Raw genomic sequence first — 17,685 nt, 5'->3', positions numbered from 1 at the left:
GTCGGCGAGAATGGACCCATGCCCCTCATCGATGCCCCCCTGCTGCGCGCCCTCGCCGGCGACCGTCCCGACCGCACCCCGGTCTGGTTCATGCGTCAGGCCGGGCGCTCGCTGCCCGAGTACCGCGAGCTGCGGGTGGGCACGCGCATGCTGGACGCCTGCCTCACGCCCGACCTCGCGGCCGAGATCACGCTGCAGCCGGTGCGTCGCCACGGGGTCGACGCGGGCATCTTCTTCAGCGACATCGTGGTGCCGCTGCGCCTCGCGGGCGTCGACGTGCATATCGAGCCCGGCCGCGGCCCGGTGTTCGCCGAGCCGGTGCGCACCGCCGCCGACGTCGACCGGATCACCGCGATCGACCCCTCATCCCTCGACACGACGGCGATCGCGGAGGCCGTGCGGCTCGTGGTCTCCGAGCTCGGCGACACCACGCCGCTGATCGGCTTCGCGGGCGCGCCGTTCACGCTCGCCGCCTACCTCGTCGAAGGCGGGCCGTCCAAGGAGCACCTGCGCGCCAGGGCCATGATGCACACGGATCCGGACTCGTGGAACCGGCTCGCAGGCTGGCTCGCGCGCATCTCGCGCACGTTCCTCGACGCCCAGCGCACGGCCGGCGCGAGCGCCGTGCAGCTGTTCGACTCCTGGGCGGGCTCGCTCAGCCCCGCCGACTACCGCGCGTTCGTCGCGCCGCACTCGGCCGCCGCCGTGGACGGGATCGACGTGCCGGTGATCCACTTCGGCGTCGGCACCGGACCGTTCCTGGCCGACATGCGCCTGGACGGACGGGCCGACGCGGTCGGCGTCGACTGGCGGCTGCCGCTCGACGAGGCCGCAGCGGTGCTCGGCGACGACGTGACCGTGCAGGGCAACATCGACCCCGCCCTGCTGACCGCGCCGTGGCCCGTGCTGGAGGCGCACGTCCGCGACGTGCTGCACCGTGGCGGGGCCGCGCGCGCACACATCCTGAACCTCGGTCACGGCGTGCCGCCGGAGACCGACCCCGGCGTCCTCACCCGCATCGTGGAACTCGTGCACCTCGTCGGCGCGGAGAGGGCCACCGCGGGAGCCTCACGGTGACCGGGCACCCGGCGCCCGAGCAGCACCCGGCGCCCGAGCTCGCCGAGAAGGCCGGGCGCCTGCACGTCGCGGTGATCGGCGGAGGCGTCGCGGGGCTCGTCGCGGCCGAGTCGATCGCCGCGATCGGAGCGCACGCGACCGTGTTCGAGGCCGAGGAGCACGCGGGCGGCGCGGTCCGCCGCGGCGAGGCGGACGGGCTCGCCTTCGACGCGGGGGCGGAGAGCTTCGCGGTGCGCGGCGGCCATGTGCGGGCGCTGATCGACGAGCTCGGGCTGGGGGAGCTCGTGGCTTCGCCGGAGCCCGGCGGCGCCTGGGTCGCTGGCATCCCGGGCGGGGCCGCGCCGCTGCCGAAGGGCGGCCTGCTCGGCATCCCGGCGAACCCGTTCGCGGAGGACGTGCGCCGCGTGATCGGCTGGGGCGGCACCTGGCGGGCCTGGCTGGACCGGCTCCGGCCACCGCTCACGATCGGCCACGACCGCAGCCTCGGCCGGCTCGTGCGCAAGCGCATGGGCGAGCGCGTGCTGGACCGCCTGGTCGCCCCGGTGAGCACCGGCGTGTACTCGGCGCATCCCGACGACATCGACGTCGACGTCGCCGCCCCGACCCTGAACGCGGCGCTGACCCGCGCCGGATCGCTCTCCGGCGCGGTCACCGAGGTCACCGGCGGAGCGGAGCGCGCCCCCGGCGCGGCCGTGCAGGGGCTGTCCGGCGGCATGTCCGCCCTCGTCGACGCGCTGACCGCCCGCATCGAGCTGCTCGGATCCGAGGTGCGCACGGCCGCCCCGGTGGAGGCGCTGGAGCGCGACGGGGACGGCTGGATCGTGCGGACCGCGGAGGGATCCCTGCGCTCGGGCGAGGACGCCGCAGGCGACCAGGACGGAACGGCGCCCGGCCCGGTGGGCGACCGCGGTGAAGGGGCGCCGGCGATCGACCCCGAGCGCTTCGACGCCGTGATCCTGGCCGCCGACGAGACGACCGCGCGCCGCCTGCTTGCCCCGCACGTGCCCGGCCTCGACGACGTGGCCGCCGGATCGTCCCCGCGGATCGAGATCGTCACGCTGGTGCTGGACGCCCCCGCGCTCGACGCCGCCCCGCGCGGATCCGGCGTGCTCACCGTGCCCGGCTCGCACACGGCCAAGGCGCTCACGCACAGCACGGCGAAGTGGCGCTGGCTGCGCGACGCGGCCGCCGGCCGGCACGTCGTGCGGGTGTCGTTCGGGTCGCAGGGCGAGGATCCCGCCACCGCCGCTCTCGACGACGAGGCCGCCGCCGGGCTCGCCCTCGCCGAGGCCTCGGCGCTGCTGGGCGTGGCACTGCACCCGGAACAGCTGCGCGGCAGCCACCGCGCCCGCTTCGTGCAGGCGCAGCCCTCCGCGGTGCTCGGCGCCGCCGAGCGGCGGGCCGCCGCAGCCGCCGCGATCGCGGCCGTCCCCGGCGTCGCCGCGACCGGCGCGTGGCTGAGCGGCACGGGCCTGGCCCAGGTCGTCCCGCACGCCAGGGCCGAGGCCGAACGCCTCCGGCACGCGCTGCTCTGGGGCTGACCGCCCCGGAGTCGCTCCGGGGCTGACCGCCCGCGCCGGACGCATCGCGGTGCCGGGCGGCGGAACGTGACAGCCCCTGCTCCGGAAGTCAACCCCCTGCGCCCGATAGATGCCGAAAACGGAATACAGGGCTACGCTGGAGGTCCGCAAGGTCGACCACATCGTGAGGAGACCCCATGAAGGGGAAGATCGGACTCGTCGTCGGACTGGGCGTCGGATACGTGCTGGGCACTCGGGCAGGGCGCGAGCGCTACGAGCAGATCAAGAAGCAGTGGCTCAAGGTCTGGAACCGTGAGCCGGTGCAGGCGCAGGTGCACAAGGTGCAGGAATTCGCGAAGTCGCAGGCCGCTGCCGTGCCGCAGGCGCTGTGGAACGCCGGTGTCAAGGTCGTCAAGGCGGCCACCTCCGAGGGCACCCCGGGGCAGCGTGTCGACACGACCATCGCAGCGGGCAAGTCGTCCGCCGAAGAGGTCAAGCGCGTCGTGGAGGAGACCGTCGAGGACGCCGAGAAGAAGCGCACGGGTGGCGCCGGCTCCGGCACGCCCTCCGGGCACGACGGCGAGTGACATGGTCAAGGACTACCGGGATCGCGCCGACGACAGCCTGCTGACGCTCCTCGGCGACCTCCCCGACCTGGTCAGCAGGCTCGTCAAGGCCGAGATCGACGCCGCGAAGACCTGGATCTCGCGGACCGCGAAGGACGCCGGGATCGGCAGCGTGTGGTTCCTCATCGCGCTGTTCTTCCTGTTCTGGACCGTCCCGGTGATCCTCGTGTTCGCGATCGCCGGGCTCTCGTCGTGGTTCCCGGTATGGCTGTCCGCGATCATCACGTTCGGGATCCTGCTGCTCGCGGTCCTCGTATTCGCGGCGCTCGGGATCCTGAAGTTCCGCAAGGTCCTGCGCCGGGAGAACCCCGCCCAGGCCGTCGCCACCGACGTCCGCATCGTGAAGGAGGCCGGCAATGGCCGCTGAGGCTCGAAAGCCCGACGCCGAACTGCCCCGCACCGCGGTGCCGTACGGGATCACCGACCCCGTGCTCGCGGCGCGCGCCGAGTTGAAGGCCGCGCTGCTCGCGATCGAGGAGAAGGGCAACGTCCCCCGCCAGCTGCAGAAGGCCGGGGTCAGAGCCCGTGTCTACGCGCGCCGCAACCCGGTCGGCGCGGCCGGCATCGCCCTCGGCGTCGCGGCCGCGGTCGGCGGCATCGTCTGGGCCGTCGCGCGCAGCATCGCGCGCTGAGCGGGCCGTCACGGCGGATCCGGTTCACAGCCGGAGGGGGCAGACTGGAGGCATGGCCGAAGCTGCTGAGACGCCCGTGCCCGCCCCCGCCGAGAACGGCGCCGACTCGCCCCAGGGTTTCACCCTCTGGGCCGTGTGGCGTCGCAATCCGGTCGCCCCGGTGGTCGAGACCGACGCCACAGAGCTCGAGGACATCGTCGGGCTGATCGAGCAGGGCGGGATCACCGTCCGCGGCTTCTACGACGTCTCCGGACTCAAAGCCGACGCCGATCTGCTGGTGTGGCTGCACGGCCCGAGCCCGGAAGAGCTGCAGAAGGCCCTGCGCCGGCTGCGGCGCACCGAGCTGCTACGCACCCTGCTGCCGGTGTGGAACGTGATGGGCGTGCATCGCGACGCCGAGTTCAACCGCCAGCACGTGCCAGGGTTCCTGCGGGGCGTCGCGGCCAAGGACTGGCTCTGCCTCTACCCGTTCGTGCGCACCCCGGAGTGGTACCTCCTCGACGAGGACGAGCGCCGCCGCATGCTCGCCGACCACGGACGCAAGGGCGCCGCCTTCCGCGGCGTCATCGCGAACACCGTCGCCGCCTTCGCGCTCGGCGACTACGAGTGGCTGCTGCCGCTGGAGGCGGACGAGCTCACCGAGCTCGTCGACCTCATGCGCGACCTGCGCTACACCGACGCCCGGCGGTACGTGAAGGAGGAGGTGCCGTTCTACACGGGCCGTCGCCTGCGCTTCGACGAGATCGCCGAGGTGCTGCAGTGAGCGGTGCCCCCGCGGGCCCCGCGATCCGGCTCGGCACCCGGCGCAGCGCGCTCGCGCTCGCGCAGTCGGGACAGGTCGCGAAGGCCCTGGAACAGGCGTCGGGCCGCCCCGTCGAGCTGGTGTCGATCACGAGCGAGGGCGACACCAACCGCGCGTCGCTGTCCGAGATCGGCGGACAGGGCGTGTTCGCCACCGCCCTGCGCGAGGCGCTGCTGCGCGGCGAATGCGATCTGCTCGTGCACTCCCTGAAAGACCTGCCGACCCAGGTCCCGGATCGGCTCACGATCGCCGCGATCCCGGCCCGCGCCGACGCCCGTGACGTCGCGATCACCCGGGACGGCGTCGCGCTGCACGAGCTGCGCAGCGGATCCGCGATCGGCACCGGATCCCCGCGCCGCATCGCCCAGGTGCACGTGCGCAACCCGCGCCTGCACACGGTCGACCTGCGCGGCAACGTCGACTCGCGGCTGAAGCGCGTGGCCGACGGCGATCTCGACGCCGTGATCCTCGCCGCCGCCGGGCTGAGCAGGCTCGACGGCGACCCCCTCGGCGGCCTGCAGGGCGAGCTGCTCGGCCTGACCGAGTGGCCGACCGCACCGGGGCAGGGCGCGCTCGCCGTCGAGACGACCGCCGACGCCCCGGCCGAACTGCGCGCGGCCCTCGCCGCCCTGGACGACGAGCCCACCCGCATCGCCGTGACCGCGGAACGGGCCGTGCTGGAGGGGCTGGACTCCGGATGCCAGGCGCCGATGGCCGCCCACGCGGTCGTCGAAGGCGACGTTCTCCGCGTCCGCGCCGTGGTCTACGCGCCGCACGACGGCTGGCGGATCGGGATCGACGTCGCGGAAACCCTGAACGCGGGGTATCTGGACGAGGAGTATATTCGTCAGCACGGCAGTGGCAACGGCGCGGACTCTGCCGATGGTGCAGACCCGATCAGCGCAGCGCGCAGAATCGGGTTGTCTGTTGCCCATCGGCTGCTCGAACGTGGGGCGGCTGATCTCCTCCCCCGCTCCTGAAGCCGATGACCATGACTGAATCGAAGCAAGAAGCCAAGCCGCTCACCGGCTGGCGCGTGCTCGTGCCGCGCGGCGGCCCGTGGGGCGACAGCGTCGCCGCGAGCCTGCGCTCCCAGGGCGCCGTCCCCGTAGTCGCCCCGCTGATCAACTTCGCGCCCACCACCGACCAGGCCTCTCTCGACGAGGCGCTCGCGCAGCTCGCGGCGGGCGAGTACGACTGGCTCACCATCACGAGCGCCACCACCGTCGACGTGCTCTTCGCACACCGCGCCGAGATCCCGGCCAGGACGAAGATCGCCGCGGTGGGCGAGACCACCGCGGCGGCGCTCGCCGCCGTCGGCTACCACGTCGACCTCGTCCCCGAGGACGACAACTCGGCCGAGGGCATGGCCCGGCAGATCATCGCGCTGGAACCCGAGCCCCGGCGCATCCTCACCCTGCGCAGCGAGATCGCCAAGCCCGTGCTCACGAGGTCGCTGATCAAGGCGGGGCACCACGTCTCCAGCGTCGTCGCGTACCGCACCGTCGGAGTCCCCGTGACCGAACGGATCCTGCGCGACGTGCAGAACGGCCGGATCAACGCGATCCTGGTGACCAGCGGATCGGTCGCGGCGCAGGTGCGCGAGCAGTTCCCGGACATCCCCGACACCACACTGCTCGCGGCGATCGGACCGCGCACCGCGAAGGACGCCAAGAAGGCGGGCCTGCCGATCTCGGTGATCGCCGACCGGCAGACGATCGACGCGCTCATCGACGCCGTCTCGCACTTCACCCTCCCGCACGCCGCCGACGAGTTCGCGCCGTGACCGGCGGTCTCGGCATGTCGGCCGGCTTTCCCGACGTGCGTCCGCGCCGGCTGCGGCAGTCCGCGCCGGTGCGTGCGCTGGCCCGTGAGACGGACCTGCTGCCGCGCCACCTGGTGCTCCCCGCGTTCGTGCGCGAGGGGCTCACCGAGCCGGTGCCGATCGGATCCATGCCCGGCGTCATGCAGCACTCGCTCGACTCGCTGCGCCGCGCCGCGGTCGAGGCGGCGGAGGCGGGCGTCACCGGCGTGATGCTGTTCGGCGTCCCCGCCGTGCGCGACGCCACGGGATCCGGTGCGGACGACCCCGACGGGATCCTCAACGTCGCGACCGCCGCGCTCGCCGCGGAGGTCGGCGATGCGCTCGTGGTGCAGACCGACCTCTGCCTCGACGAGTTCACCGACCACGGCCACTGCGGCGTGCTCGCCCCTTCGACGGGCTCAGGGACCGACCCCGTCATCGACAACGACGCCACGCTCGAGCGTTACGTCGCGATGGCGCTCGCGCAGGCCCGCGCCGGATCCCAGCTGCTGGGGCTGAGCGGCATGATGGACGGCCAGGTCGCCGCCGTGCGGCACGCGCTGGACGCCGAGGGCTTCCAAGACGTGCTGCTGCTCGGCTACGCCGCCAAGTACGCGAGCGCGTTCTACGGCCCGTTCCGCGAGGCCGTCGACTCGCAGCTGCAGGGCGACCGCCGCACCTACCAGCTCGACCCGGGCAACCGGCGCGAGGGCGTGCGCGAGGCCCTGCTCGACGAGGCCGAGGGCGCCGACATCGTCATGGTGAAGCCCGCGATGGCGTTCCTGGACGTGCTCCGCGAGGTGCGCGACGCCGTCCGGGTGCCGGTGTGGGCGTACCAGGTGTCGGGCGAGTACGCGATGATCGAGGCCGCCGCCCAGAACGGCTGGCTCGACCGCGAGCGCACGATCCTGGAGTCGCTGCTGTCGATCCGCCGCGCCGGCGCCGACGCCGTGCTGACCTACTGGGCGACCGAGGCCGCCCGCTGGATCGCCCGGGGCTGAGCCGTCGCTGAGGAGGCGGGCACAGGATCCTCCGGGAGAATGGATCCATGACCGACCGCAATGACGACCTGTTCGACGCCGCCCGCGCGGTGATCCCCGGAGGGGTGAACTCGCCCGTGCGCGCCTACGGCTCCGTGGGCGGCACGCCGCGGTTCCTCGCTCGCGCCGAGGGCGCCACGGTCACCGACGCGGCGGGAGCCCGCTACCTTGATCTCGTCGCCTCCTGGGGTCCGGCCCTGCTCGGGCATGCGCACCCCGAGGTCGTCGCCGCCGTGCAGGAGGCCGCCACGCGCGGCCTCTCCTTCGGCGCGCCCACCGAGGGCGAGGTCGAGCTCGCCGCCGTCATCGCCGGCCGCGTGCGCGTGGGGGAGTCCCGGCCCGTCGAGCGGGTTCGCCTGGTCTCCACCGGCACCGAGGCGACGATGACCGCGATCCGCCTCGCCCGCGGCGCGACCGGGCGCGACCTCCTGGTCAAGTTCGCGGGGCACTACCACGGGCACTCGGACGGGCTGCTGGCCGCGGCCGGATCCGGCGTCGCGACCCTCGCCCTGCCCGGATCCGCGGGCGTGCCCGCCCCCATCGCGGCGCAGACGCTCGTGATCGACTACAACTCCCCGGAGGCCCTCGCCGCGGTCTTCGCGGAGCACGGCGACCGGATCGCGGCCGTCATCGTCGAGGCGGCCGCCGCGAACATGGGCGTCGTCGCCCCGCAGCCGGGCTTCAACCGGCTGATCGCCGACACAGCGCACGCGCACGGCGCCCTGATGATCCTGGACGAGGTCCTCACCGGCTTCCGCGTGCACCCCGCGGGGTACTGGGGGCTGCAGCAGGAGGCGGGCGAGGAGTACGTGCCCGACATCATCACGTTCGGCAAGGTCGTCGGCGGCGGGATGCCGCTGGCCGCTCTCGGCGGGAGCGCGGCGGTCATGGACCTGCTGGCCCCGACCGGCCCGGTGTACCAGGCCGGGACGCTGAGCGGGAACCCCCTGTCCGTGGCCGCGGGCCTGGCGACGCTGCGCCTGTCCACGCCCGAGGTGTACGCACGGATCGATGCGGCCGCCGACCGGCTCTCCGCCGCTCTGGATCGCGCCCTCGCCGACGCCGGCGTTGAGCACGCGGTGCCGCGCGCGGGCAACCTGTTCGGCGTCGTGTTCGCGGATGCGGCCCCGCGGGACTACGCCGAGGCCCAGGCTCAGCAGGCGTTCCGGTACGCGCCGTTCTTCCACGCCATGCGCGAGCAGGGCGTGGCGCTGCCGCCGAGCGTCTTCGAGGCGTGGTTCCTTACCGCCGCGCACGGAGACGCCGAGCTCGCCGCGATCGAGGCCGCGCTTCCCGCCGCCGCGGAGGCCGCCGCCCGCGCGATCGCCTGACCGATCGGGGACGTGCGGACGCTGCGGCGGACCGTTCTCAGGATGAATTTCCGAGAAGCGCGCGAATCGGCGCGCTGCACGGTCTTCCGGGCGAATCGATCCTGAGAACGGTCGCGCCCGCGCTCCGGAGCACGGGATTGTGGATCTCCGCCAGCCGGATCGTTGCGGTCCTGTGAGATGCCTCCCGGGCGGATCCTCGCCCGACGCTGGCAGACTGGGACCATGGTGACGCTGCTGCTGGACCGGACCCGCCTCGAGGTGGAGCTCTCTCCGCTCGAGCGCGCCGTCTCGTTCCGCCGCGACAACCTGCACATCGAGCGCGACGCGATCGTCAAGGTGCAGCTCACGGATGACGCCTGGACCTGGCTCCGCGGCGTCGGCAGCCCGGGCACGCACGTTCCGCTCGTGCTCGCGGCGGGCACCTGGAAGTCGGCGAACGGCGACGACTTCGTGCTCATCCGACGGCACAAGCCGAGCGTCGTGATCGATCTGGAGGGCGCGGAGTTCCAGCGCCTCGTCCTGACCACCCGGCACGGGCTCTCGCTGGCGCAGGCGCTGCGCCTGGACGCGACCGCCGAGCTCGCCGAGGTGACCGACATCGCCGCGACCGCGTCGATCCCAGTGCAGGGCAGGCCCGGTCGAGCGCCCAAGCCCGCCGTCCGCCCCGCCTGAGGCCGCTCCGCCGGCAGACGCACGAGCGGCGACCGTCCTCAGACGATCGCCGCTCGGATCCGGTGCGGGACGCGGTCAGTGCCCGTGGTGCTCCTGATCGTTGTCGCCCTCGTGCTGCCAGGACTGCTGATCGCCGGACTGCTCATCGCCCGACTGCTGGTCCCCGGACCGCTCGTCGTTGCTCTCGTCGTGCGCCTGCCCGTCGTGAGCCTGCCCGTCGCGGGCGGGCGCGGCCTCGTCCGAGGAGCGCTCCTCCTCGGCGGGGGCGGGCGTGTAGCTCGGCGCGTCGTCGCTGTAGAAGGCCCGGGCGGCGGCCGCCAGCGAGGCGCTGACGGCGGCCGCGCGCGGATCCTCGTCGTGGTGGATCTCGCCCTTGGTCACGTCCTCGCCGGCCAGGTCGTCGTCCTCGTCGTGCGTCTCGTCGAGGATCACCTGGATCTCCTGCGTGCGCCCCTCGGCTAGTGCCGCGAAGATCTCGATCCCGGCGATCTCGGTCGTCTCGATGCTCGGCTCCGGCGAGGCGAACGACGTGCCGTCGCCCTCGTCGTGCCCGCCGGGGGTCGTGCCGATCAGGGCCGTCGGAGCATCATCCTGAGAAGTCCCCTGCCCGTCGCCGGGCTGCTCCTCGGCCGCATCGTGCTCACCCTGCTCGGTGCTCTGATCCTCCGCCGACGGGACGCCGGTGATGAGCTCGTCGAACGACACCGTGCGGGCCTCGTCCGGGACCGTGAGCTCAGCGGTCTCGAAGGATCCGAGCGCTTCGCCCTGGGAGCGGCCCTCGGGAGCACGGGTGATCGCGGGCTGCTCGGAGGAGTCGTCCGTCGCCTGCTCGTCCTCGGCGGGAGCCTGTCCCGGGGTGTACTCCGGAGCGTCGATGGGGGCGGTCAGTGCCACGCCGGCGGCGATGGCCGTGGCCTCGTCGGCGGACTCCGGGGTCTGCTCCGCCGCCTCGGCGTACTCGTCCTGGTCCTGGCCGTGCTCGGCGGACTCCTCGTCGCCGGGCTCGGATGGGCCACCGTGCTCGAACTGGCCGTCGTCCTCGGATGGGCCGTCGTGCTCGGCGTCCTGATGCTCGGCGCCGGCGTCCTGCTCGCCCTCGGGCTCGGCCGCGTCATCGTCGGAACCGTCGTCATCGGACGCGTCGTCGTCGGAACCGTCGTCGTCGGCCGCGTCGTCGGCGGTCTCCGCGTCCTCGAATGCCTCCGGCGCCTCGGATCCGGCGTTGTCCGCACCGGTCTCAGGGGTCGTCGCGTCCTCGGACGACTCGGCGTCCGAGGACTCCTCGGTCCCGTTCGCGTCCTCCGCGACGGCCGGAAGCACCTGCGTGGCGTCGGAGACCTCTCCTTCAGCGGACTCGGGAGCCTCGGCGGACTGCGCGGCGGCGAACTCCGCGGCCTCGCGGCGCGTGGTCGGGACCGGGGCACCGCCCGCCTCGGATCCGCCGAACAGTGCGGCGGCGCCGGCGCCCGCGGCGGCGACGACCGGAGCCGCAGCGACGGCGCCGAACAGGCCCGCGACCGGCTCGGACCCCGCGGCGTCCGCAGGGGCCTCGGATGTCTCCGGGCTCTCCGAACCCTCGGGAGCCTCGGATTCCTCCGCAGCCGGAGCTTCGGATCCCTCCGCGCCGGCATGCTCTGCGTCGACCTCGGCCGCGGGATCGCCCTCGGCGGCCGGGACGGCGGCGGCCGGGGCGGCGACCGTCGGGATCGCGCCGGTCAGCGGGTCGCGACGCCCGTGCACGAGGTCGAGGAAGACCTCCTCCAGGCTCGGGCCGCGCTGCTGCAGCGTGCTCAGCGCGACGCCCGCGCTCACGGCGAGGGCGCCGACCGCGGCGGCGTCGGTGTTGTGCACGGTGAGGCCCGAACGCAGCACGTCGAAGCTCAGGCCGGCGTTCCGCAGCGCCGCGATGAGGCCCTCGCGATCGTCCGCGTCGACGACGACGGATCCCGTCGTGGGATCGGAGAGCTTGCCGATGCTGTCGGCGTACACGAGGCGGCCCTTGGCGAGCACCAGCACGTTGTCGGCGACCTGCTCGATCTCGCTCAGCACGTGCGAGGACACCAGGATCGTGCGGCCCTCGTCCGCGAGGCGGCGCATGAGCAGGCGCATCCAGCGGATGCCCTCGGGGTCGAGGCCGTTCGCGGGCTCGTCGAGCACCAGTGCGCCCGGGTCGCCGAGCAGGGCTCCGGCGATGCTGAGACGCTGGCGCATGCCGAGCGAGTACGCGCCGATCCGGGTCTCGGTCTCGTTCTGCAGGCCGACCAGGGCGAGCACCTCGTCGACGCGGGAGAGCGGGATCCCGTTCGCCTTCGCGGCGATCGTGAGCTGGCGCGGCGCCGTGCGGCGCGGGCGGTAGACAGCCTCCTCCAGCACGGATCCGATCGTGCGCAGCGGGTGCCGCAGCTCGGCGTGCGGGACGCCGCCGACGGTCGCCGTGCCCGACGTGGGGCGGATCTGCCCCAGCATCATGCGCAGCGAAGTGGTCTTGCCGGCGCCGTTCGGGCCGAGGAACGCGGTCACCGCGCCCGGCTCGATCCGCGCGGACAGGTCGTCGACGGCGGTCAGCGCGCCGAAGCGTTTCGTCACGTGCGAGAACTCGAGCACTTGTCCGTCGGTCATCCGCGGCCTCTCGTCGATACGGCAGTACCCGTCTATCTTGTCGGAAACCCCAGGGAAACGCTCGCAGACCCGGTGTATTCCGTCTCAGCGAGCGGCCTGCGGCGTGGCCGGGGAGCGGTAACGTGGCAGCCGTGAGCACCGCCGACGATGTCCAGGGAACCGCTGCCGTCACGACCGCCGAGCCCGAGGTGCTCGTGCGCACCGAAGGCGCGCTCGGCCGGATCACTCTGAACCGCCCGCGGGCGCTGAACGCGCTGAGCGTCGGCATGATCCGGGCCGTGCACGCCGCGCTGGACGCCTGGCGCGACGACTCCGACATCGAGATCGTCTACATCGACGGGGCGGGGGAGCGCGGACTCTGCGCGGGCGGCGACGTCCGCGAACTGCACGCGCAGATCGTCTCGGGTCGCAGCGGCGAGACGGTGGAGTTCTTCCGCGAGGAGTACGCGATGAACGCCGCGATCGCGGAATACCGCAAGCCGATCGTCGCGATCGCCGACGGCATCACCATGGGCGGCGGCATCGGCGTCGCCGGCCACGCCGCGATCCGCATCGTCACCGAGCGCTCGCAGCTGGCCATGCCGGAGGTGCGGATCGGATTCACCCCCGACGTGGGCGGCACCTGGCTGCTCGCCCGGGCACCGGGCCGCCTCGGCGAGTTCCTCGGCCTGACCGGCGGCAGCATGAGCGGATCGGACGCCCTGTCCACCGGGTTCGCCGACTTCTTCGTCCCCTCCGACCGGCTGGAGGCGCTGCGCGACGCGCTCGCCCACCGAGCGGATCCGACCGGTCCGAGCGAGATCGTGATGCTGTTCGACGAGACCCCCGACGCGTCCCGGCTCGCCGCCCAGCGCACCTGGATCGACGAGGCCTTCGCCGCGGACACCGTGCCGGAGATCGTGGCACGCCTGCGCGCGCTCGCCGAGCACGCAGGACCCTCGCGACGGGACGGGGGACCCGCCGCGACCGCCGACCTGCTCGAGTCCCTCGCCCCCACGGCGCTCGCGGTGACCCTCGAGGCCGTGCGCGAGGCCCGCGCGATGGACACGCTGCGCGACGCCCTGGCCGGAGAGTACCGCCGCGTGCTCTGGTTCGTGCAGACCCACCCGGACCTCGTCGAGGGGATCCGCGCCCAGCTCGTGGACAAGGACCGCAACCCGCGCTGGGATCCGCAGACGCTCGCCGAGCTCGCCCCCGACGCCGCCGCCGACGCGCGGAACTACGTCCCTGCCGTGCCGCTCTGGGACTGAGCCCGTCTCGGAAACCCAGCACTGATCGATGCGGCCCGACGCCGCAGGATTCTCAACCGGATCCGGAAATAGCGGCGGGAGCAGGGATTCGTTCGCCCTGAGCGAAGATCGTGGAGGATCCACCCGCAGGGGGATGTGAATGTCGGAGCACCGTGGCAGGGTGTTCTCTGGCCGTTCGACGGCCCATCCCCCTTCTTCCTCCGGGAAGTCCGCTCCCACAAGGAAAGTCCGCCCGTGCTCGGAAAGATCCTCTTCCGCTATCTGAAGCGTTACAAGTGGCTGCTGCTCGGCGTCCTGGTGTTCCAGTTCGGCAGCGCCTTCGCCTCTCTGTACCTGCCGCGGCTGAACGCCGACATCATCGACAAGGGCGTCGCCAACGCCGACACCGGCTACATCTGGTCGCACGGCGCGATCATGCTGGGCGTCTCGCTCGGCCAGATCATCGCGTCAGTGATCGCCACGTTCTTCGCCGCGCGCGCCGCCATGAGCCTCGGCCGCGACATCCGCGCCGACGTCTTCGCCCGCGTGAGCGGCTTCTCCGAGCGCGAGGTCTCGCAGTTCGGCGCCGGATCCCTCATCACCCGCAACACGAACGACGTGCAGCAGGTGCAGATGCTGGCGATGATGGGCTCGACGATGTTCATCACCGCGCCGTTGCTCGCGATCGGCGGCATCATCATGGCGCTGCAGACGAGCCTTCAGCTGAGCTGGCTCATCGCGATCTCGGTGCCCGCGCTGCTCATCGTCGCCGGCCTCATCATCGGCCGCATGGTGCCGCTGTTCCGCAGCTACCAGGGCAGGCTCGACAACGTCAACCGCATCATGCGCGAGCAGCTCACCGGCGTCCGCGTGGTGCGCGCGTTCGTGCGCGAGCGCATCGAGGAGGGCCGCTTCCGCGGCGCGAACACGGACATCATGGTCGTCGGCCGCAAGGTCGGGTCGCTGTTCGTGCTGCTCTTCCCGCTGTTCATGCTGATCCTCAACGTGACCATCGTCGGCGTGATCTGGTTCGGCGGCATCGAGGTGAACAACGGCACAGTCGAGGTCGGCACGTTGTTCGCCTTCATGCAGTACATCGGCCAGATCATGATGGGCATCATCATGTCGAGCTTCATGGCGATGATGATCCCGCGCGCCGCGGTCTCGGCCGAGCGCGTCGGCGAGGTGCTCGACGCCGAGCAGGGCATGACCCGGCCGGAGAACGGCGTGAAGGCCTTCCCGGCTCCGGGATCCGTCGCCTTCGACGACGTCTCGTTCACCTATCCCGGCGCGGAGTCGCCCGTGCTGCACGGCATCAGCTTCGCGGCGCAGCCGGGCGAGACCGTCGCGATCGTGGGATCGACGGGCGCTGGCAAGACCACGCTGATCTCGCTGATCCCGCGTCTGTTCGACGTGACCGGCGGTGCCGCGTACGTCGGCGGCACGGACGTGCGCGAGGCCGACGTCGACGCCCTGTGGCAGAGCATCGGGCTCGTGCCGCAGCGGCCGTTCCTGTTCAGCGGCACGATCGCATCCAACCTCCGGTACGGCCGGGAGGACGCGACCGACGACGACCTGTGGGCCGCGCTCGAGATCGCCCAGGCGAAGGACTTCGTGTCGGAGATGCCGGACGGTCTGGACTCGTCGATCGCCCAGGGCGGCACCAACGTGTCCGGCGGCCAGCGGCAGCGGCTCGCGATCGCCCGCGCGATCATCCACCAGCCCGAGATCCTGGTCTTCGACGACTCGTTCTCGGCGCTCGACCTGACCACGGATGCCCGGTTGCGTCAGGCGCTGTGGCGGGAGCTGCCGCACGTCACCAAGATCGTCGTGGCGCAGCGCGTCTCGACGATCACCGACGCCGACCGCATCGTCGTCCTCGAGGGCGGCACCATGGTCGCGGTGGGCACGCACGAGCAACTGCTGGAGACGAGCGACACCTATAGAGAGATCGTCGAGTCGCAGCTGGGGGTGGACGCATGAGCGCTTCGACAGGCTCAGGGACCGAAGGGACCGAAGGCGTGGACAAGAAGACCGCACGCGCCGAGCGGATGGCGGCGGCGCGCGCGAAGCGCGCCGGCGGCTCCGCGCCGGTCGCCGAGATGACCGACGCCGAGCGTGAAGAGGCCGAGCTGGCCGAGAAGGCCCGCCAGCAGGGCGGCGGCATGTTCGACGGCCCCGCTCCGGGCAAGGCGAACCAGTTCGGGCCGAGCTTCACGCGGATGATCGGGCTGCTCAAGCCCAGCGCCGTGTGGTTCGTGCTGGTCTCGTTCTTCGGCGCGATCGGCGTCGTGCTGTCCGTGGCGGCGCCGAAGGTGCTGGGCAACGCGACGAACATCATCTACGAGGGCGTGATCTCGCTCACCCTGGGCAAGGGCCAGAACGGCCAGCCCGGCTTCCCCGCCGGCACGCCCAAGTCCGAGGTGGTGTCCGCCCTGCGCGCCGCGCACCAGAACCAGTTCGCCGACATGGTCGCGGCGTTCGGCGACTTCCGGGTCGGCGACGGGATCGAGTTCGACGCGCTGCGCTGGGTGATCACCGCGGTGCTCGCGATCTACGTCGGCTCCGCGCTGCTGAGCTGGATCCAGGGTTACGTGATCAACGTGATCATGGTGCGCACGATGTGGCGCCTGCGTGAGGACGTCGAGGCGAAGATCAACCGCCTGCCGCTGTCGTACTTCGACAAGGTGCAGCGCGGTGAGCTGATCTCCCGCGTCACGAACGACATCGACAACATCACCCAGACGATGCAGCAGTCCCTGTCCGGGGCGCTCACCTCGGTGCTCACCGTGGTCGGGGTGCTGATCATGATGTTCTCGATCTCGTGGCAGCTCGCCCTGGTCGCACTCGTCGCGCTGCCGCTCATGGCGGTGATCTTCGGCGTCATCGGTCCGCGCTCGCAGAAGGCGTTCGGGATCCAGTGGAAGAAGGTCGGTCGCCTGAACGCGCGCGTCGAGGAGGCCTTCTCCGGTCACGCGCTCGTGAAGGTGTTCGGCCGGGAGAAGGACGCGCTGGAGAAGTTCCAGGTCGAGAACGAGGAGCTCTACCAGGCCGCGTTCAAGGCGCAGTTCCTGTCGGGCCTGATGATGCCGGCCATGACGTTCATCGGCAGCCTGACCTACGTCGGGCTCGCGGTGCTCGGCGGCCTCATGGTCGCGAGCGGTCAGCTGCGCCTCGGTGACGTGCAGGCGTTCATCCAGTACTCGCAGCAGTTCACCCAGCCGCTCAGCGAGCTGGGCGGTATGGCGGCGGTCGTGCAGTCCGGCACCGCGTCGGCCGAGCGCGTGTTCGAGCTGCTGGATGCGGAGGAGCAGGACCCCGACGTCGAGGACGCCCCCACGGTCACCGACGGCCAGGGTGTCATCGAGTTCCAGCACGTCGCGTTCTCGTACACCGAGGACCGTCCGCTCATCACGGACCTGTCGTTCCGCGTGGAGCCGGGCCAGACCGTCGCGATCGTCGGGCCCACCGGCGCGGGCAAGACCACGCTGGTGAACCTCATCATGCGGTTCTACGAACTCAGCGGCGGGCGGATCCTGCTCGACGGCCAGGACATCGCGGCGATGACCCGCGAGGATCTGCGCTCGCGCACCGGCATGGTGCTGCAGGATCCGTGGCTGTTCGCGGGCACGATCCGGGAGAACATCCGCTACGGCCGTTCGACCGCGACGGACGACGAGGTCATCGACGCCGCCAAGGCGACCTATGTGGACCGCTTCGTGCACGCGCTGCCCGAGGGCTACGAGACGACCCTCGACGAGGACGCCTCGAACGTGTCGGCCGGCGAGCGCCAGCTGATCACGATCGCGCGCGCGTTCGTCGCGCAGCCGTCGATCCTCATCCTGGACGAGGCGACCTCGGCCGTCGACACCCGCACGGAGCTGCTGCTGCAGCACGCGATGGCGGCGCTGCGGCACGGGCGTACGTCGTTCGTGATCGCGCACCGCCTGTCCACGATCCGCGACGCCGACCTCATCCTGGTGATGGAGCACGGCGACATCGTGGAGAAGGGCAACCACGAGGAGCTCATCGCGGCGCAGGGCGCGTACTGGCGGCTGTACCAGTCGCAGTTCGAGCAGGCGGCCAGCGACGTCGACGCCGATGCGGCGCTCGTCACCGGAGCCGTCACCGTCCCGCCGGCCGACGGCTCCGTCGCGCCGGTCCCTGAGCTTGTCGAAGGGGCCGAGGCCGGCGCCGCCGCCGTTCCCGGTTCCGTGGCCGCCCCGGTCGCTCTCGCCGAGCGTGCGACCGAATCGGCCGAGACCCCCTCGATCGAGTTCGAGGACGACATCCGGTCCTGATCCGCACGATCGATCGGATCCCGCCACAGAGC

At 72.3% G+C, this 17,685-nt stretch carries 15 protein-coding genes; 14 read left to right on the top strand and 1 reads right to left on the bottom strand.

Features of this window, described 5'->3' with window-relative positions; all coding sequences use genetic code 11:
* Nucleotides 1-18 precede the first annotated feature (18 nt).
* The 11 genes from hemE (at nucleotide 19) to ACTJJZ_RS04055 (ending at nucleotide 9,504) form a co-directional block, all read left to right on the top strand.
* Nucleotides 19-1,077, top strand: a complete 1,059-nt coding sequence (gene hemE / locus ACTJJZ_RS04105) for a uroporphyrinogen decarboxylase (RefSeq protein WP_440719903.1) — start codon at nucleotides 19-21, stop codon at nucleotides 1,075-1,077.
* Entirely contained in the window at nucleotides 1,074-2,618 is a 1,545-nt protein-coding gene (locus ACTJJZ_RS04100; protein WP_440719902.1) for a protoporphyrinogen/coproporphyrinogen oxidase, read from the top strand. Before hemE ends, ACTJJZ_RS04100 begins: the two co-directional genes overlap by 4 nt.
* 176 nt (nucleotides 2,619-2,794) lie before the next feature.
* Nucleotides 2,795-3,184: a hypothetical protein gene (locus ACTJJZ_RS04095; protein WP_440719901.1), complete on the top strand. Its 390-nt coding sequence runs from the start codon at nucleotides 2,795-2,797 to the stop codon at nucleotides 3,182-3,184.
* Nucleotide 3,185: 1 nt separating this feature from the next.
* Entirely contained in the window at nucleotides 3,186-3,590 is a 405-nt protein-coding gene (locus ACTJJZ_RS04090; RefSeq protein ID WP_440719900.1) for a phage holin family protein, read from the top strand.
* Entirely contained in the window at nucleotides 3,580-3,855 is a 276-nt protein-coding gene (locus ACTJJZ_RS04085; protein WP_440719899.1) for a hypothetical protein, read from the top strand. Before ACTJJZ_RS04090 ends, ACTJJZ_RS04085 begins: the two co-directional genes overlap by 11 nt.
* A 52-nt stretch (nucleotides 3,856-3,907) precedes the next feature.
* On the top strand, nucleotides 3,908-4,618 hold the full coding sequence (hemQ, locus tag ACTJJZ_RS04080) for a hydrogen peroxide-dependent heme synthase (RefSeq protein WP_440719898.1): 711 nt from the start codon (nucleotides 3,908-3,910) through the stop codon (nucleotides 4,616-4,618).
* On the top strand, nucleotides 4,615-5,637 hold the full coding sequence (gene hemC, locus ACTJJZ_RS04075) for a hydroxymethylbilane synthase (RefSeq protein ID WP_440719897.1): 1,023 nt from the start codon (nucleotides 4,615-4,617) through the stop codon (nucleotides 5,635-5,637). Before hemQ ends, hemC begins: the two co-directional genes overlap by 4 nt.
* A 5-nt stretch (nucleotides 5,638-5,642) precedes the next feature.
* Nucleotides 5,643-6,443, top strand: coding sequence for a uroporphyrinogen-III synthase (locus ACTJJZ_RS04070; RefSeq protein ID WP_440719896.1), 801 nt, complete (start codon nucleotides 5,643-5,645; stop codon nucleotides 6,441-6,443).
* Nucleotides 6,444-6,457: 14 nt separating this feature from the next.
* A complete protein-coding gene (gene hemB, locus ACTJJZ_RS04065) occupies nucleotides 6,458-7,462 on the top strand; it encodes a porphobilinogen synthase (RefSeq protein WP_440720064.1) in 1,005 nt (334 codons plus the stop codon).
* A gap of 47 nt (nucleotides 7,463-7,509) precedes the next feature.
* Nucleotides 7,510-8,832, top strand: a complete 1,323-nt coding sequence (locus tag ACTJJZ_RS04060) for a glutamate-1-semialdehyde 2,1-aminomutase (protein ID WP_440719895.1) — start codon at nucleotides 7,510-7,512, stop codon at nucleotides 8,830-8,832.
* Between the two features lie 222 nt (nucleotides 8,833-9,054).
* The gene (locus ACTJJZ_RS04055; RefSeq protein ID WP_440719894.1) at nucleotides 9,055-9,504 is read left to right on the top strand and encodes a hypothetical protein; all 450 of its coding nucleotides are present in this window, start codon (nucleotides 9,055-9,057) and stop codon (nucleotides 9,502-9,504) included.
* A 75-nt stretch (nucleotides 9,505-9,579) separates the two neighbouring features.
* On the opposite strand, the gene ACTJJZ_RS04050 is transcribed toward ACTJJZ_RS04055, so the two are convergent.
* Nucleotides 9,580-12,123, bottom strand: a complete 2,544-nt coding sequence (locus tag ACTJJZ_RS04050; RefSeq protein WP_440719893.1) for an ATP-binding cassette domain-containing protein — start codon at nucleotides 12,121-12,123, stop codon at nucleotides 9,580-9,582.
* Nucleotides 12,124-12,254: 131 nt separating this feature from the next.
* Here ACTJJZ_RS04050 and ACTJJZ_RS04045 point away from each other — a divergent pair, with 131 nt between their 5' ends.
* From ACTJJZ_RS04045 to ACTJJZ_RS04035, 3 genes are all read left to right on the top strand, one after another.
* Nucleotides 12,255-13,373, top strand: a complete 1,119-nt coding sequence (locus tag ACTJJZ_RS04045; protein ID WP_440719892.1) for an enoyl-CoA hydratase/isomerase family protein — start codon at nucleotides 12,255-12,257, stop codon at nucleotides 13,371-13,373.
* Between the two features lie 234 nt (nucleotides 13,374-13,607).
* Entirely contained in the window at nucleotides 13,608-15,335 is a 1,728-nt protein-coding gene (locus ACTJJZ_RS04040; RefSeq protein WP_440719891.1) for an ABC transporter ATP-binding protein, read from the top strand.
* A gap of 68 nt (nucleotides 15,336-15,403) precedes the next feature.
* A complete protein-coding gene (locus ACTJJZ_RS04035) occupies nucleotides 15,404-17,653 on the top strand; it encodes an ABC transporter ATP-binding protein (RefSeq protein WP_440720063.1) in 2,250 nt (749 codons plus the stop codon).
* The last annotated feature ends 32 nt before the right edge of the window (nucleotides 17,654-17,685 follow it).

Source organism: Microbacterium sp. 22242 (genome assembly GCF_052045495.1).
Classification (GTDB): Bacteria; Actinomycetota; Actinomycetes; order Actinomycetales; family Microbacteriaceae; genus Microbacterium.
This window is presented reverse-complemented; position numbering and strand designations above follow the sequence as displayed.